Here is a 16,641-nt window from a genome sequence, read left to right as displayed (position 1 = left end):
GCTGGTCGCAGCACAAGCCGCATCCGTATAATACGCAGATGCGCCTGCTTGCTAGTCACGACTTGTGTTGACGCCACAACCCCGGCTCCAGATCCAGCAGATCGCGCACATCCTGCTCGGTGAGGACGCCAGATGCGCCCTCGCCGGGCTCGATGATCTCGGCGATGAGCGCTTTTTTCTTTTGCTGCAGCTCGTACATCTTCTCCTCCACCGTTCCCCGCGCCAGCAGCCGGATCACCTGGACGACCCGCTTCTGGCCGATCCGGTGGGCCCGGTCCTCCGCTTGCTGCTCTACGGCCGGATTCCACCAGAGATCGTACAGCACCACCGTGTCCGCGCCAGTCAGATTAAGTCCGGTGCCTCCCGCTTTCATCGAGATCAGGAAGACATCCCGCTCCCCTGCATTATACCGGTCACACAGCTCGACCCGCTCTGGCGGCGGCGTCCCTCCGTCCAGATAGAAGTAAGGCACACCACGGTACCCCAGCTCGCGGCCGATCATCTGCAGCATCCCCGTAAATTGCGAGAATATCAGCAGCCGCCGCCCGGAACGGCCGCATTCATCCACAATCTCCAGCAGCTGATCGAGCTTGGCCGAGCCGCCCGTATAGTCCTCCAGGAATAGCCCCGGATGGCAGCACAGCTGGCGTAGTCGGGTGAGTCCGGCGAGGATGCGGATCCGGCTCTTGGCGAAATCCTCTTCGTCCAGGTGCTTCAACGTCTCATGCCGCAGCTTGGCCAGGTAGGCGGCGTAGCGCTTGCGCTGCTCAGGCAGCAGCTCGGAGACGTGGACCGACTCGATCTTCTCCGGCAGCTCCGTCAGCACCTCCCGCTTCATCCGCCGCAGCAGGAACGGCCGGGCAAGCCGGGCTACCTGCTCCCTGCTGAGCTCGCCGAACGCCTTGCGGTCCGGGAACAGGCCCGGCTGGGCCGCATCCATGATCGACCATAGCTCCTCCAGCCGGTTCTCGATCGGCGTACCCGTCAAGGCAAAGCGGTGGGCCGCCGTTATCGCCTTGACCGCCCGTGCCGCCTGCGTCACCTCATTCTTGATCATCTGGGCTTCGTCGAGGATCAGCGTATGGAAGCTGCGCTCGGTATAGCGGCCCACATCTCTGCGCAGCAGCGGATAGGAGACGATGACCGCATCAAGTTCGCCCGCCTGATCCAGGATCGCGTGTCTGGCGGTACGCCCGCCGTCAGCTACGGCTACCTGGAGCTCGGGTGCGAAGCGTCGCAGTTCGCCAAGCCAGTTATACAGCAGCGAAGCCGGGGCAACGATCAGCGCCGGCTCGCGGCGCTCCCGGATCTCCGGCAGCACGGAGACGAGATACGCGATGCTCTGCAGCGTCTTGCCGAGCCCCATATCGTCGGCGAGGATGCCTCCTAGTCCATAATGGGCCAGCGTCTTCATCCACTGGTAGCCTTCGCGCTGATAGTCCCGCAGCACGGCCGCCAGCTGCTCCGGTACCGGGTGCTCGAGATGGGCCGGATGCCGCAGGTGCTCGAGCAGCATCCGCAGCGATCTGCCCGGCCGCAGGCCCCCGTCCCCGGTTCCCCCCGATTCGAGCAGATGGATCCCTCTCGCCAGCGGCAGGCGAAAGACGGGGGCACCTCGCTCGCCAGGCGGCAGGCCGACATCATTAAGGATTCGCACCATCCGCTGCATCTCCTCGGTCTCCAGCGGCAGCAGCGCCCCGCTCGGCAGCAGGTGATACTTGCGCTTCTCGACCAGTGAGCGGATCACCTCGCGGATCTCTGTCTCAGGAATGTCGTCCATCCGGAACTTGAACTCCAGCCACTGGGTGCGCCGGTCTGCGTCGACCTCGATCCGCGGCGGCGGGTGGTCGATATAGATCCGCTCCTTGACCGCCGACGTGGCATAGATCCGCGCCACCTGCTCGAGCTGCGGCACGATCCGGTACAGAAACTCGTATTCGCTCTCCTCGTCCTGCATGATATAGCCGCTCTCCGTCCGCACGAACCCCGAGGCCTCCATCAGGCCGAGGATCTGCAGTTCCCGCTCGCCCTCGCGGATCAGGATCCGGCTCTCTCCCCGCCGCTCCTCCCGGTCCTCCAGCGGGTTGATGACGATGTCGCCGTATTGGAATTCCAATCCGGCCAGCAGCCGGTCGCGGACGCGGTCGAGATAGACGCGGGCGGCGAGCTTGGCCTGCATGACCCGGTCGGCGATGCTCGGCGCGATCCGGACCTCGCCCAGCTGCATCAGTCCCGGGACGACCCGCTCCATGAACGGCCCGAGCTGCTGCTGCGGCACCCGGATCGCCTCCGAGCCGCCGCTCTTCATGACCGCTTGGAGCTCGGTCAGCCTGCGGGAAGCCTCGGGCTTCAGCCGGACAAGCTTGCCGGCGGCGATCGCCAGGCCGTACGCCTCCATCACGCGGAGCTCTCCGACCCCTTCGGCGACCAGCTGACAGCCGCCGCTGTCTGCGTGCTCGAAGACGAACCGGACCGGCAGCGCGTCTGCCCATTGCAGAGCCATGGCGCGTTCGTCCATCTTCAGCTTGGCATACGGCGCGTCTGCCAGCTTGGGAGCCAGCCGCTCCCAAGCTGCGGGAGGCAGCGGCAGCGTGCGCGGATCGCCCACCTCGCCGGTATAGAGCGCCCCCGCGGCCTCGCGCTGCAGCCGTTCGCTGCGGCGGACCTCCAGCAACAGGCGGAGGAGCTCATCCTCGCCGGCGCCGAAGCAATGACGGCCGGGATCGTAGGTGAAGTGCCGGGAGAAATCATACACCTCGCCCTGCTCGAAGCGGCGCAGGAACTCGCGGATATCCGGCACCACGTATCGGCTGTGCTCTCCCACCTTGAGCTCGATGCCCAGCAGTCCGCTGCGGCTGCCCCCGGTATAGGGCGCCACGATGAACTCGGCCGCCAGCGGCCGGCGCGTCTCGATCAGCCCGCGTTCCCCGCTGCTGCTGCGAGCCTCGTAGCGGAAGGCATCGAGCAGCCGGCTGACCAGCCGCAGATCTCCTTCGGCTGCGGCCTGCTGCGGCAGATCCGGGGCACCGTCGTCCTCCTCCTCCTGCTGCAGGGCCATAATCTGCCGCAAGGCTGCGGCGACATGCTTGCAATATTTATCAAACGCAAAATGCAGCGAGCAGGCACAGCTGGCCGCCACCGTGCCGTCTGCACGGACCTCAACCGTGGCCCGGCTGCTGCCGCCGTCCCGGACAGCCGCTTCATAGACGGCCCGGGTCTCATCTATGCTCTGCAGCGCCACCGTCACCTTGCCCGCCCGGCACAGCGCCTCGCCCTTGCGCAACGCGCTCTGGCCGCACAGCGACTGGATCGTGCGCAAACTTAGCTGAACCTTCATTCGATCTCGCCCTTCGTCCATAAGTACAGCCATTATAGCATAGTGCGGGGCGGTCTCTGTATGAGATGCCGCGCCAATCTTCTTGCAGCGGACGCCATGTTCCCTTGCAGCAGCTCCACCTGCCTCGCCGACCGCTCCAACGAACCTTTTTTCCTCTGCAGGCACGCTGCCAGCCGTCCTTGGCTCCACCACGGCAAAAAACCTCCCAGCCGGGAGGGTTCGTTGTCATTCCAGTATCGCACCTTACTTGTAGCCCAGCGCCGCCAGATTGGTATAACTCGTCTGCAGCGAGTCGAACGGACTGCCCTGACAGGTGTCCTGCTCGATCAGCAGATACTTCGTCGAGCCGGCCTTCTCGAGCGCTTGCATGATGGCATGGAAATTCATGTTGCCTTCCAGCACCGGCGCCATCAGCTGGGTGCTGCCCTGCACTGCCATGTCCTTCAGGTGGACGCACGGCAGACGGTCCGCCAACTGCTCGATCCACTGCACCACATCTGCGCCGCCGGCATGCACCCAATACGTGTCGAGCGTGAAGCCCATCTCATCGGCGGCAAAGTCTTCGGCCAGCCGCTCGATCAGCCGCTTGCCGCCGATCTTCTCGAACTCGAAGTTATGGTTATGATACATGAACAGCTTGCCCGCTGCCGCCAGCTTCTTGGCCGGTTCACGGAAATCCTCGGCAAAATGGCTGTACCACTCCGCCGTCCGGTATTTGTCCGGCATGCTGCCGATGCCGACATAATCGCACCCCAGCACGTCATGCTCCCGGATCACCTGCTCCGTCTCGCCCAGCAGACGGTCAGGCGGGATATGCGTCAGCACGATCTTCAGCGACAGCTCGTCGCAGATCTCGCGCAGCCGCTCCGGGGCGATCGGCCCCAGCGCCGAAGCCTGCACGGTGGTATATCCCATCTCGGCAATCTTCTTCAGGGTGAAGCGGATGTCCGCTTCGGTTTTGACATAGTTGCGGACCGTGTACAACTGCGCGCCAAGTGTCATCGTCATCGAAAAAGCACCATCCTTTGAAAAGGTTTTCTCGCTTCTTCCATTACTATACCGCGCCCTGCTCCGTTCGTACATGGTGCGACCCGATCAGACGATGCATAATCAAATGGCTATAGGGCTTGCCCACTCTGAGTCAAGCGTTCCGCAACACGTTCAGCAGCAGCTGATCCAAAATGAGCGCAGCTTGCGCCCGATTCGCTGCCGCCGCACATTTTTATCGCATCGCGCAGGATCTCGCCGTTCGTCTTGTGAACTTCGTGATGGATGGAGCCAAGGCAAACGAAAAAGGAACCTGCCCCACTGCGTGCAGATTCCTTTTAGAATTACCGGATGTAGTAAATTAACTCTCAGGCCACTGCAGAAAGCCGGAACGCCCCCGGTACCATCGCCCTTCATCCATCAGCCTGTGGGCACCGCGCTGAAGCGTCGTCGTCGCTTCATGCGTCCTGTAAGCCTCCCGCTCCTTGTCCATCCCGAAGATCCAGCGATAGATCAGGCTATGCTCGCCTTCCGCTCCCGCACACCGGGTGAACAGAGAGGAGAAGCGCACCAGATTGGATGCTGGCGGCAGTGTCTCCGCAAGCTCGTCGCTCAGCAGCCAGCTTGCGCATACGAATCCCCGGTAGGCCATATCCGGGTAATAACGCTGTGCAAAAGTCCAGGCTTCGTCCAGGGAGGATCGGCAGGCATCGATATCCAGCTTGCCCTCGGCCGGGATGTGAATGTCGATCACCGGATCGCCGTCCCGCAGCAGACACTCATACTCCTGTAGATCCAGCACCGTCTGGTCACGGAGCACGTCGCCGCACACGTTGATCAGATGGGCAGTAATCCGCTCTTCGTCTTCTGTTAAGACCGTATGGAACACCGGGTCTTCATGAGAGATGAACCCTTTGTCGTTGATTGGCTGACCGCCCTCCGCTACGACGAGGAGTGCGCCATCCCGTCTGCTCCGGTAGATGCGCGTTCCATAATTGGAACGCTTGTCAAACACATACTGCAGCCGGCCGAGTTGAACAAGCGACGCTGTCATATGCAGGGTCAGCCAGTTGTAGTCATCGATGCCCGCCCGACCGTACATCCCCCGGTAGTTGTGCACACGGATGTCGAAGTCGCGCAGCGTCGCCGCCAGCACCTGCTCTGGATACCCTCTCTCCCGATAGAGGGCGGCCAGCTTGGGATAAGCACACTCGTACACATACGCCAGATAGCAGTCGGCGTCCTCCCCGAGCACATCCCCCACTTCCTCGCGTCGGACCGTATAAAACGACCAGAAAGCCGTGCTGCCGCCTTCCCCGTATAGCTTATCGATCAACTCTTCGGTCAGCGCGCCGAGCCAAGGGGTGGACTTGGCCACCGCCTCGACCCGCGCCATCGCCTCCAGCATGGCTGGATCGGTGATGTGGTCGGATAGCTTGTTCATCCTTCTCTCCTCGCATTCCTTTTCAAGTTGCGGTTATTTTAACAGACCTGTTGCCTGCGCGCCAGCGAATTTAGATTGAACTGCGGGTTTACCACGGATCGGCGGCTGCGCCTATGAAGTTTTTTAAGAGGGATGTGCGGCTTATTTAAGAAGATTGTGCAGGCTCCACCCGGTAATAGACACCGTACGGCTGATCGTCCACATCCATCAGCGGCACGAACCGCAGCCCGACCTCCTGATCCAGCGTCCGGTAACTGCCCGTCCGCCACCAGCTGTGATGGCGCTCCCGGTCGGCGATCAGCAGCGTCTCCGGGAGCTCGGGATCGCCATACAGCGCACGGTCCTCTTCGGTCAGGCCCGCCAGGACGAGCGGGCCGTCCAGGATCGCATAGCGGGCTTCGCTGCCCGGCAGACGCTCCATGGCCAGCCGCTTCGGCAGCTCGATCCGCAGCTCATGCTCCTGCTCCCATCTTCTGTACAAGCGGATGTAGGAATCGGCACCCACCGTCGCGTCCACCGCCTCTCCGTCGATGGACAGTACCGGCTGCCCCGCCACCCACCACGGGATCCGCAGCTTCAGACGGAACTCTGCAGGGTGGTTGGCCGCAAGTTTAAGCTTGTAGATCATGCGGTCCGGCCGATGGGCGGGGATAGCCGGGATATCGAGCTTGGTAATCTGGCGCATGCCCCCTACCGACCATCCGTCCGCCGGCTTCACGCCGTGCTGGCCGTCCTGCTGGAGCGACAGACGGACTGTCACGCCGTGTGGCATCCTTAGCTCGCTATCTGCGGACAGCCATTGGCTGAGCACGATCCCCTCCTCGTCTTGCAGACAGATCTGCTCGTCATAGGCGGCGTGCGCCTGCATCAGCGTGCCGTGACAGCACCAGAAGTGCCGGGTCCGGGTCCCCCATTTCTTGCGGCTGCCGGGAGCCACGCCCAGGAAGTAGCTGACCATGCCATCCGCTGCCGACTGTTGGGCCATCGTACCGTTCCAGAAACGGCGTTCCCAGTAGTCGGCGTAACGCGCCTCCCCCGTCCACCGCAGGAGCACATGCGCAAGCCGCATCATGTTGTAGGTGCAGCAGTGCTCCTGCCCGGCGCCCATCCGCTCGGCCATCTGCTGCGGCGGCATCCACAGCTCCCCGTCGTCGGCCGCGCCTGTCGCCACATAGCCCCGTTCTGTAACTGCGCAGTGCCAGAATGTCTCGACAATGCGCCGGAAGCGGTCATCGCCTGTCACTTCCCAAGCCCGGGCCGCCCCGAGGATCTCAGGGATCTGCGTATTGGCGTGCTTGTTGGTCAGCACATCCTCGCCAGCCAGCAGCCGGTCGAAGAAGCGGCGGCGGTCGTACCGGTAGATCAGCTCCCGGTGACTCGCCTCGCCCGTGACTGCATACAGATCAGACCATGACTCCAGCATCCCGCCCGTCTCCATATCCAGCACTTCGTCCATCTGCCCAGACGAGAGCGTCCCCGTCCACTCATGGAACCAAGAGGCCATCCCCTTCATGATCTGCAGCGCTTGTTCGTTGCCCGTCAGCGTATGCATCTCATGCAGTCCCATGAGTAGCTTATGGATCGTATAATGCGGCGCCCATACCCACTTCCCCTTCGTCAGCCGGTGCATCGCCGATTCAGAAAATGCCGCCAGCCACCGGCCGCCCATGGCCTCTTGGCAGCGCGCCAGCTCCGATACAATCGTATCGGCCTTGGTCTTCACCATCGGGTCGCCGCTGCGCGCATAGATCCGCGCCGCAGCCGACAGCCAGTGACCCATTATGTGGCCCCGCAGCTCGCACGTCGGCGCCTCCCACCCCCAGTGCCAGTGCTCCGGGGTATCGGATACCGTGGACGTTTCCGTTGTCGTGCCACCGTCACCGCTATAGCTCCACAGCCCCGCTTCCAGATAAAAGCTGCGCAGCAGATTTTGATTGGTCAGACTCATGATGTAATCCGTATTGCGCGCCTGTCTCGCTTGCAGCGCCGGATCCGTGACACGCACGGCCCCCGGTCGTGCCTGCTTCAGTGGAATATGCATCCCGATCCAACTCCTGTCTATTTTTTGGGTTATACTAGTAGTCTACAGATGATAAAATGAAGGTTAAATGCAACCATTATCTATTCCATGTCTTTTATTTGGATTATATTATTTATCACGCGCGAGGGGAGTGAGTGGCGTGGAGGCCGACATCTATCTGGCAGCCGACCGGCTGCCGCTCGTCCAGGACATCGGATGGAACCTGAGCGAGACTGTCTACACCCATCCCGATCGGGTGCTGGGCTTCAACGTATTCCTGTTCGTCGCCTCGGGAAGGATGCAGGTGATAGAGGAGGATCGGGAGTACCTGGTTGGACCCGGCGAGCATATGTTCCTGAAGCAAGGACTCCATCACTACGGACGTCCACGCGCCTCCGAGGCAGGGACGGGTTGGTATTGGATTCATTTCCGGACGCCGGGCTTGGCATCGGCCAGCGATGACGGGCAGGAGCCGCTGCCGGATCTGAGCTTCTATCATCCGGAGCACTACCGCTACCGGCTGGCTCTGCCCAAATACGGCTCCACGCCATGGCATGCCGCGCTCGGGCAGCGGCTGGAGCAGCTGCTCCGCCAGAGCCGGGAACGCGGAGTGCCTCACCGCATGACCTGGCTCAGCGTGCAGGTATATCTGTTCCTGGAATTGCAGCGCGCCGCCGGGGAAGCTGGCGATCCTCAGCGGCCGCAGGGCAAGGCAGCAGCCCTGCCCGGGCGCGTCATGTCCTACCTCAAGCAGCATGCCCGGGAGGAACTCGACGCTGATGCTCTGAGCAGACAGCTGCAGCTCAACTACAGCTACATCTCCGCTACCTTCAGCCGGCTTACCGGACAGACGGTGGTCCAGGCCCACACGAAGCTGCGTATCGAGCAGGCGGTCGCGCTGATGCGTGACACCAGTCTCAACATCTCGGAGATTGCCAAGCAGGTCGGTTACACCAACCCGTTTTACTTTAGCCGGGTATTCAAAAAGACGATGGGCGAATCGCCATCGTCTTATCTGAGCCACTTTTATCGTACGCCGCCGGGCAGCGGGTAAGCTCAGCGCCTGATCGCATGATCGGCCGGGTGGTCGCCTCCGGCGAACACAATGCGGGAGGTCCAGTCCGCATCTGGCGCCGACCAGAACGGATCGGACGGCGGCAGCCCCAGCGGCAGGAATACCGCGGCGCACAGATACAGACTGCCCGTCGAGATGTACCCCTCTGCCAGCGAAGGCTGATGCCCGGCCAAGCCCGGCTGCAGCCAGCCCTGGGCATCCAGGGTGCCTGGCGCTGCCATCGTCCGGCGTATGACCGCCGTCAAGGCGCAGCGCACCTGCTCGGGCGCCAGCTCCGTGGGCAGGAACTGCTGGAGCGCCGCCTGCGACAACAGCTGGAACGCGCCAAACCGGTAAGTGAGCGACCGGCCGATCGGCGGATAGGCGCCCTCCGGCGAGATCATCCGCTCCAGGACGGCCGCATAGCGCTGCGCCCGCTCCAGCACGACCGGCTCCAGCTCCCGCAAGTCTGCCATCTCATTGCCGAAGGTGCGCACCAGGTCGACCAGCATCGGCTGGATGACAAAGCTGTTATAGTAATCCCAGTGGAAGGGCTCGCCGTCTCCGTAAGCGCCGTCGCCCTTATACCATTTCATGAACATATGGACGGCGTAGGCGACCCGCATCCGGTCATAGGTCTCGTCGCCCAATGCATGGAGCCCCGCTTCTACCATGGCGCTGAAGAACAGCCAATTGCTGCCGTGCGGGACCTGCCGCCGCGTCTTCCGCAGAGCGGCGATGACACGCGCTTTGGCCGCTGGCGACAGTCCTCCCGCCAGACGCTTGGGAGCCCGCAGCAGCGCATGCGCCAGAAAGGCTGCATCGACCAGCGGCTGACCGCCGTTCTCGAAGTTCATCGCATCCGGAGAATCCGGATCCGTGGCCGAGTCGATCCCTTCCAGCAGCTGACGTGCGGCCTGCTCGCGCAGGCGCTCCTCCGCCTCGGGCAGTCCTTGCAGCTCCAGCCATGGCGCGATGCCGCAGGCCAGCCGCCCCAGTGCCTCCAGCGGAGCGAACGCGCTGCGGTCGGCGTGGAATTCCGGCAGCCGCTGCTTCAGCTCTCTTCGGGACAAAGCCTCCAGCACCGGGCCAGCGATGCGCAGCATCGTTTCCAGCCAATACGCCCTCGTATGCAAGTGTTCCGTCATCGTGTGTCCCCCTTGAAGTGATCCCGTACCGCGCCTCTTCTCTTACGATCGATAATCGCTGCCTGTTGTAATGCCCACACCCGATCCCAGCTCTCGTACAGATGCAGTCTTCTCATAGAAACGCGGCGCCTGAGCCACGATGCCCTCTGCGGTATAACACGGATCGTCCGGCGCGATCGGCAGCGTCACGGTCCGTTCCTCGAAGCCCGCCTTGTAGATCGCCGTAATGAGCTCCAGCGTCATTCGCCCGCTCTCTCCCGTCACAAGCGGCTCGCTGCCCGTCTCGATGGCCGTCAGCACATCATCAATCTGCCCTTTATGCCCCGTGTGCTCGACAACCGGCAGCTTCGACCGGTCCAGCTCCAGCTCGGCCTCGAGATCGGGATTCCGCTCCGGGAAGCCATTGCTCAGCGACTGCGAGGCATAGACCTTCCACGGGGCAGAGATACGGGCGTGTTCGCCCTGGAAGATGATCTGCTGCTCCTCGCCATGATGAATTACCGAGCTCGTAATCTGGGCCATCCCTCCGCCCGGATACTGCAAGGCCGCCACGGAGATGTCCTCGACCTCGGCATTGTCATGCGCAGCATTGCTCAGCATCGCAGACACTTTGGTCGGCAGCCCCATCATCCAGCCCAGCATATCGATATGATGCACCGCATGGTTGAGCGTCGGGCCCCCGCCCTCCTTGGACCACAGGCCGCGCCACCACAGATCGTAGTAGCAATGGCCCCGCCACCAGTAGGAATCGACCTGGGCATGAACGACGCGGCCGATCTTGCCTCCGTCCAGAATCTGCTTGAGCTGCATGATCGGGTCGCGGAACCGGTTCTGGGCGACGACTGACATTACCTTGCCGCTCGCCTCGGCAGCCCGAATCATCCGGTCGCACTCGGCAAGCGAAGAGGCCATCGGCTTCTCTACGAGCACATGCTTGCCGTCCCGGAGCAGCGACTCTGCCAGATCGGCATGGGTAAAAGGCGGCGTACAGATGCTCACCAGATCGATATCTTCCCGCCCCAACAGGGCATCGTACTGCTCCAGCGTGTCCGCCTCGAGGGCATGCTGCTCCGCGGCAGCCGCTGCCTTGCCAGGCTGAATATCGACGATGGCGACAATTTTGCACCGTTCCGGGAAAGCCTGATAGGCCTTGATATGGGCTGATGAGATGTTGCCGGCCCCAATGATCGCTACATGAATCATGATGACGCCTCCATTTCATGAATGTTTGGCTTCATTATAGCACCGGCTTTCTGCCTGCTTGAATGGAGCGATTACAGGATATTTGTGCAAATTAAAGATTGCTTCCCCCATGGGCAGAGGTTCCTGCAGCAGAACCTGCGCCTGGTCATGACGCGAAGCGCCTGCTATACTGGACGCATACAAGCAGTACCCGCAGCGAACTTTATGTGCAGGAGGGATAGGTCCATGCAAGATGTGCTTCAGCCCCTGCTCACCTATTTTGTAGTGAAAACGTGTACACCCAACTGGCGTCTGGAGAATCCTTTCATTTCGTTCCACTCGCTGACTTTTCTTCTTGAAGGCGAGGCCCGTTTCGTCGTACACGAGGAAGAAATCCATGCGCGAGCCGGAGATATCTTGTATATCCCCGCCGGAAGCGACCGCTGGGCCACTACCTCCGGCATGCGCTGTGCGGCCATGAACTTTGACCTGGCGGAGGGTCAGCGATTGCCGTTGCCCGTCCGAATCCTGGACCGGGAGCTGGAGGAATTCGAGACGTTGTGCCGTGAGATCAACTACGAATGGCTGCAGCGCCGCAACGGCTATCAGTTGAAGTGCCAGGCGCTGTTCGCGCTGCTGCTGCACAAGCTCATCTATGATGAGGCAGCGAACCGTCCCGGCAACCTGCACGTGGAGCGTATAAAGCGTCATATTGCCGAGCATTATGAGGGCGTCATTACTGTACGGGGATTAGCTGAGCTGGTGGGGCTGCATCCGGTCTATTGCGGAGCTCTATTCAAGCAGACAGAAGGGTGTACGATTGCCGAGTACATTCACCGGGTACGTCTGAACAAAGCCGCAGCACTGCTGGTCAGCGGGGAATACACGGTGGGCGAAGCGGCGGAGCGGGCCGGATTCACTGACCCTTACTATTTCAGCACCCGCTTCAAAAGGCACATGGGCGTGACGCCGAGTGAATACCGGAGTCGGCGGGGTGTGGATACGTTATAGCGAAGCAGGACCTGCCAAGGAGGAACAATGGAGATGGAATGTATACATGAATATGAAGCGCTGGCCGTTTCTCTTGTACAGGCCATTCATACGGGCGATACGCTATCGCTGCGGCAGCTGCTGGTCGATCATCCAGGCCTGGCAAGGTTAAGAATTGTGCAAAGCGATAACAGCAGCCAAGGGTCCGGGATCTCCCGGACATTGCTGCATGTGGCAACCGACTGGCCGGGTCATTTCCCCAGCGGTTCGGCTACTGTAAACCTGTTAATCCAGTTCGGCGCAGAGGTGAACGCCCCATTCGCTGGTCCGCACACCGAGACGCCGCTTCATTGGGCTGCGAGCTGTAATGATATCGACGTGTTGGATGCGCTACTTGATGCCGGTGCCGACCTGGAATCACCAGGTGCAGTAATCGCTGGCGGTACGCCGCTAGACGACGCCATCGCCTTTGGCCAATGGGAGGCAGCCCGTCGATTAGTCGAGCGAGGAGCTCGGATGGCACTTTGGCATGCAGCAGCCCTTGGGCAGCTAGATGTGGTAGAGGCCCATTTTGCCGGAAATTGGCTTGAAGAGCGTTATCCTTGGGGAGCCTCCAGTAATTATCCGCCGGATAAGGTGACCGTTGCCTTCTGGTGCGCTTGTCACGGAGGACAAAAGGAAACAGCAGCACACCTCCTCCAACAGGGCGCGGAACTGAACTGGCGAGCGGTATGGGATGGGTTGACGCCGCTGGACGCGGCGAAGCGCAGTGGCGCCACGGACACAGTGTCGTGGCTGGTAAGCCAAGGGGGACAATCGGCTCAGGATTGAGGAGGACATCCCTCCTGATGCCCCCGAAGATGACGTCATCGTCGGACGGGGCCGGGCAGGGGCGGATTAAAAGATAGGAGGCTGGATTCATGAACCAAACTGTCGCATCAACACCGGATTTAACCGCCGTCGTTGCGGGAGCAACTGGACTGGTGGGCCGGGAACTCGTGCAGCTGCTGCTGGAAGATCCGGCCTACAATCGCGTAATTGCACTTGTGCGGCGAGAGCTGGGACTGACGCATCCGAAGCTGGACGAGCGCCAGATATCCTTTGACCGGCTGGAAGAGGAGATAGACGGCGCCTGGCTGCGGGACGCTGACGTCTACTGTACGCTAGGCACCACCATCAAGAAAGCCGGCAGCCAGGAAGTCTTCCGGCGGGTAGATTACACGTATCCGGTCGAGCTGGGACACATCGCCAAGCGCTCCGGCGCGGCCCGTTACCTCATTGTGACGGCCATGGGTGCCAATGCGCGCTCCAAGGTCTTCTACAGCCGGGTCAAGGGAGAGGTGGAACGCGACTTGACTGCCCTCGGCCTCCCCCGCCTGGTCATCCTGCAACCTTCCCTGCTGCTGGGCGAACGCGGCGAGCGCAGACCCGCCGAGTGGTTAGCCTCCGTGCTGGCTCGGCCGCTCAGCGCCCTCATGGTTGGTCCGCTGGCCAAGTACAAAGCAATTGAAGGCCGCGACGTGGCGCGGGCCATGATCGCGACAGCGCGCAAGGACGGCCCCAGTCTTGAAGTACTGGAGTCGGACGGGATTGCCCGGCTTGCGGCGTCAGCAGAGTAGATAGGTTAAAGAGCTGTCCCAGAACCTGCGTAGGCTACGGGACAGCTCTTGTGGGCATACAACGATCTGATATTAGCTCAGCGCAAAGGTAATCGTCGCTTCCTCTTGATCATCCAGCTCGCAGCGAATATGAGCGGATCTGCCCTCCCCTTCCGCCTGGACAGAACGACCGTTGACCGCAGCCCCGATCCAGGGGACACCAGCACGAATAAGCACATGGTTATCCGCCTTGCCGGAACGGATCACCAGCTCCGCCGTCCGCCGCTCCACATCCCATGAGAGGCTGCGCACCTCGATCCGGGTCCGGGTCAGCAGGCCGCGAATGCAGCCGGCAGTCCAATCGGACGGCAGGGCGGGCAGAATTTCAATCACCCCTGTATGGGAGAACACCAGGGCTTCATGGACAGCCGCCACCAAGCCAAAAGACGTGTCCGTACAATACGTGTGGTTGCGCCGATTGGTATCGTGGTCGGTCATGAGGGACGGATAATACGCGGTGCCCGCCATCATCGGCAGCAGCGAAGCAACGACGCCTTCGCCATCCTTGAGCCTGGCCTCCACGAGGGCCTGATGCATCCAGCCATGACCGGCTGTCGCATCGCTCCTGTTGTAAGCCTTGCGGTTGCGGATCGCCTGGGCGGAAGCCTCGGCGAGCGTCGCATCATGCTCTGTCTCATAGGCCGGCCAAGCCACATAAAGGTGACTCAGGTGCCGGTGATCGTTGTTCTCCTCATATTCGCTCATCGCCCATTCGCGAAGCGCGCCATCGGCATCATGTTGATAATCAGGCAGCAGCGCCAGCAGCGCCTCCCACTTGGCAACTGCCGTTTCGTAGCCTTCCCGCTTCACGGTCCGCTCCATCGCGATCACCATGCCGAGTCCGTCCCGTGCGGCCGAGATGTCCATTGTGGCGTTCGCCGTGATCGTGCTGCTGTAGCCAATCGGGTGATTCTCCGGCGAATACGTTGGGATGAGGATGTACTTTTCCCCTGGCAGCAGCTCGGATTTGCCCTGCTCATAACATGCGTTGCCCTCCGCGTCTGTATAGTACTCCGGCGTGCAGAGCTGTTCCCAGAAGTTCGCCTGCTTCGTCAGCAGCGGCAGCAAGATATCACGCTCCAGATCGAGGATGCCTTTCTCCTTCAACCGTGCCAGCTCTTCATCCGTCAAACCGCCATCCCGCACGGAGAGGATGGGCTGCAGTTCGCCCAGCCGCATCTCCTCGCGGATCGGGATCTGGCGGTTGCCGTTGCACTGCCAGAATTCAAAGATCGGCAGCAGACACCAGCTCGCGCCCGCATTCCAATACTGAAACGGATAGTCATTGTCATACTCGATGTGCATGCCCCGGTCACCGTCGGAATTGACCGACACCTGCAAGGCATCATGCATCCCATAAGCCATCCTGGCGTTGTCTGCAAAGTCCGGCGCATTGCGCAGAAAAAAGGTGATGTAGCCCAGCGGCGCATGCGTTAAATGCCCCGTGTTCATGGCAGCGACCTGAAGATTCACATTGGCGTCGAGAGTGTAGATGCCGCGCCACCCCGGATTCCACTCGCCGGTCCAGAGTCCGCACAAGCGAGGCGCGCTGCTTCCGCCAGTGCACACCATCGCGTAGCGGCCCTGGTGGTAAATCTGCTCCAGGAAGGCCTGATTAATCCGGCCTGGGGAGCCTTGCTGCAGCCGAATCAACGACTCATTATCCAGTCCTTTGTCAGTGTCAGCGTCATTGCCAGCCAGGCTCAGCTCGACCGCATTGAATTCCGCTTGATGAAGACGGGCATGTGCCGTCACAGCAGAGTCGTAATCCAGCCCTCCCGTCTCATCAGCATAACGCTCCATAACAGCATCCGTCTGCCCGAGCAACCGGCCCAGCAAGGCGTAATCATCCATCCCGGCGAATGCATCAAGCGGTCCCATGTCATGTGTGCGCCCGCTGCAGCTGATCAAATATACCGCATCAGCGTCGGTAATCAGTACCGCAGGATTGCGAGTCTCCCCCACATTCATGGACTCCCCCGTATTCTCCAGTTTAATCCGTTGCTTACCGCCGCCCACAGTAACGACACGCGTCACACCAGCATACCCGCCCTCCGCCAGCTCGCTTCCCGCGTAAGATGGGTAGTGAACGACCTGGGCGATATAGTCTGCGCTGTCTGGGACCTGCTTCTTGTAGCGCAGCCCCTCGACCTCGGACATCCCGTTGTGGGCCCGGCTCATTCCTGCGATATCGTCAATGGAGACCACCAGGTTGAGCTTGGCCCCTGACGAGGAGCCGGTCAATCGGGTGATCGTCGCATTGTCGGCCCTGGACGTAAAGGACGTCCGCTCCCATGCTCCATACTCATCAGTGTAGGCTACGCCGGTCTCGGCTGTCTCGTAGTTGGTCCAGCGCTCATATGCGGCCAAGCTCCCCCGGCGCTGCACCGACAGTCTGAGCTGATGGCCCGGATGATAACTATAATAGAAGGGACGACGACGGCGTCCGCCCCGCTCGTCCTTGATCGTCCACTGGTCATCCAGCGCGAAGACGTGACTTCTGGCCTCTTCCAGCTGACCCGTCAGCTCCTCCGGGATAAACCGGGGATCGCCAGACGGGAAGTTGTACCACATATATTGAAAAATAAACGTATCGGAATAGGGTGAGCCTGAAGTGATGTATCCGTTCTCGCCGTTGCCGCTAACCATCCCGTCCCGCCAGGCATAACCCGGATTCGTTGGCAGTACCTCCGTCCAAGTGAAGGCGTGATTGCCCTTGCGATATCTACGATTCCTATTCCCTCTCATACTAATTCCTCCCCATTACCTGTTAGCCATCCAGAATCATTCATGCTATCCTACCAGTATAACGCCGCGCATC

At 61.3% G+C, this 16,641-nt stretch carries 11 protein-coding genes; 4 read left to right on the top strand and 7 right to left on the bottom strand.

Translation table 11 applies throughout. The annotated features are described in order from the left end of the window. Positions 1-55: 55 nt before the first annotated feature. The 4 genes from ABC336_RS19585 to ABC336_RS19570 form a co-directional block, all read right to left on the bottom strand. A complete protein-coding gene (locus ABC336_RS19585) occupies positions 56-3,529 on the bottom strand; it encodes a DEAD/DEAH box helicase (RefSeq protein ID WP_413240242.1) in 3,474 nt (1,157 codons plus the stop codon). Between the two features lie 51 nt (positions 3,530-3,580). Further along, complete coding sequence (locus tag ABC336_RS19580; protein WP_413240241.1) at positions 3,581-4,345, bottom strand: sugar phosphate isomerase/epimerase family protein; 765 nt, start codon at positions 4,343-4,345, stop codon at positions 3,581-3,583. Positions 4,346-4,685: 340 nt separating this feature from the next. Beyond that, positions 4,686-5,768 carry an acyltransferase domain-containing protein gene (locus ABC336_RS19575; RefSeq protein WP_413240240.1) on the bottom strand — a complete coding sequence of 361 codons (1,083 nt, stop codon included), beginning with the start codon at positions 5,766-5,768 and terminating at the stop codon, positions 4,686-4,688. Between the two features lie 145 nt (positions 5,769-5,913). Continuing rightward, positions 5,914-7,809, bottom strand: coding sequence for a beta-L-arabinofuranosidase domain-containing protein (locus ABC336_RS19570; protein WP_413240239.1), 1,896 nt, complete (start codon positions 7,807-7,809; stop codon positions 5,914-5,916). Positions 7,810-7,948: 139 nt separating this feature from the next. On the opposite strand from ABC336_RS19570, the gene ABC336_RS19565 reads away from it, so the two are divergent. Continuing rightward, positions 7,949-8,842 carry a helix-turn-helix transcriptional regulator gene (locus ABC336_RS19565; RefSeq protein ID WP_413240238.1) on the top strand — a complete coding sequence of 298 codons (894 nt, stop codon included), beginning with the start codon at positions 7,949-7,951 and terminating at the stop codon, positions 8,840-8,842. A 2-nt stretch (positions 8,843-8,844) separates the two neighbouring features. Here ABC336_RS19565 and ABC336_RS19560 read toward each other — a convergent pair whose 3' ends face one another. Together ABC336_RS19560 and ABC336_RS19555 are read right to left on the bottom strand one after the other, a co-directional pair. Beyond that, on the bottom strand, positions 8,845-9,990 hold the full coding sequence (locus tag ABC336_RS19560; protein WP_413240237.1) for a DUF2264 domain-containing protein: 1,146 nt from the start codon (positions 9,988-9,990) through the stop codon (positions 8,845-8,847). 42 nt (positions 9,991-10,032) lie between these two features. Next, positions 10,033-11,193: a Gfo/Idh/MocA family protein gene (locus tag ABC336_RS19555; RefSeq protein ID WP_413240236.1), complete on the bottom strand. Its 1,161-nt coding sequence runs from the start codon at positions 11,191-11,193 to the stop codon at positions 10,033-10,035. Between the two features lie 225 nt (positions 11,194-11,418). On the opposite strand from ABC336_RS19555, the gene ABC336_RS19550 reads away from it, so the two are divergent. The 3 genes from ABC336_RS19550 to ABC336_RS19540 all read left to right on the top strand — a co-directional run bounded on the left by ABC336_RS19550 (position 11,419) and on the right by ABC336_RS19540 (position 13,781). Next, positions 11,419-12,183, top strand: coding sequence for a helix-turn-helix transcriptional regulator (locus tag ABC336_RS19550; RefSeq protein WP_413240235.1), 765 nt, complete (start codon positions 11,419-11,421; stop codon positions 12,181-12,183). Between the two features lie 33 nt (positions 12,184-12,216). Then, the gene (locus tag ABC336_RS19545) at positions 12,217-12,993 is read left to right on the top strand and encodes an ankyrin repeat domain-containing protein (RefSeq protein WP_413240234.1); all 777 of its coding nucleotides are present in this window, start codon (positions 12,217-12,219) and stop codon (positions 12,991-12,993) included. A gap of 89 nt (positions 12,994-13,082) precedes the next feature. Beyond that, entirely contained in the window at positions 13,083-13,781 is a 699-nt protein-coding gene (locus ABC336_RS19540) for an oxidoreductase (RefSeq protein WP_413240233.1), read from the top strand. 72 nt (positions 13,782-13,853) lie between these two features. On the opposite strand, the gene ABC336_RS19535 is transcribed toward ABC336_RS19540, so the two are convergent. Then, positions 13,854-16,568: a glycosyl hydrolase family 95 catalytic domain-containing protein gene (locus tag ABC336_RS19535; RefSeq protein WP_413240232.1), complete on the bottom strand. Its 2,715-nt coding sequence runs from the start codon at positions 16,566-16,568 to the stop codon at positions 13,854-13,856. Positions 16,569-16,641: the final 73 nt, after the last annotated feature.

It is taken from the genome of Paenibacillus jepli, assembly GCF_047238105.1.
Classification (GTDB): Bacteria; Bacillota; Bacilli; order Paenibacillales; family Paenibacillaceae; genus Paenibacillus_D.
Note: the sequence above shows the minus strand (reverse complement) of the source record. Positions and strands in the feature narration are given on the sequence as shown.

Coding starts and splice junctions, on each gene's coding strand:
- ABC336_RS19580 (WP_413240241.1), bottom strand. CDS start 4,345: ATGACGATGACACTTGGCGCGCAGTTGTACACGGTCCGCAACTATGTC.
- ABC336_RS19575 (WP_413240240.1), bottom strand. CDS start 5,768: ATGAACAAGCTATCCGACCACATCACCGATCCAGCCATGCTGGAGGCG.
- ABC336_RS19570 (WP_413240239.1), bottom strand. CDS start 7,809: ATGCATATTCCACTGAAGCAGGCACGACCGGGGGCCGTGCGTGTCACG.
- ABC336_RS19560 (WP_413240237.1), bottom strand. CDS start 9,990: ATGACGGAACACTTGCATACGAGGGCGTATTGGCTGGAAACGATGCTG.
- ABC336_RS19555 (WP_413240236.1), bottom strand. CDS start 11,193: ATGATTCATGTAGCGATCATTGGGGCCGGCAACATCTCATCAGCCCAT.
- ABC336_RS19550 (WP_413240235.1), top strand. CDS start 11,419: ATGCAAGATGTGCTTCAGCCCCTGCTCACCTATTTTGTAGTGAAAACG.
- ABC336_RS19545 (WP_413240234.1), top strand. CDS start 12,217: ATGGAATGTATACATGAATATGAAGCGCTGGCCGTTTCTCTTGTACAG.
- ABC336_RS19540 (WP_413240233.1), top strand. CDS start 13,083: ATGAACCAAACTGTCGCATCAACACCGGATTTAACCGCCGTCGTTGCG.
- ABC336_RS19535 (WP_413240232.1), bottom strand. CDS start 16,568: ATGAGAGGGAATAGGAATCGTAGATATCGCAAGGGCAATCACGCCTTC.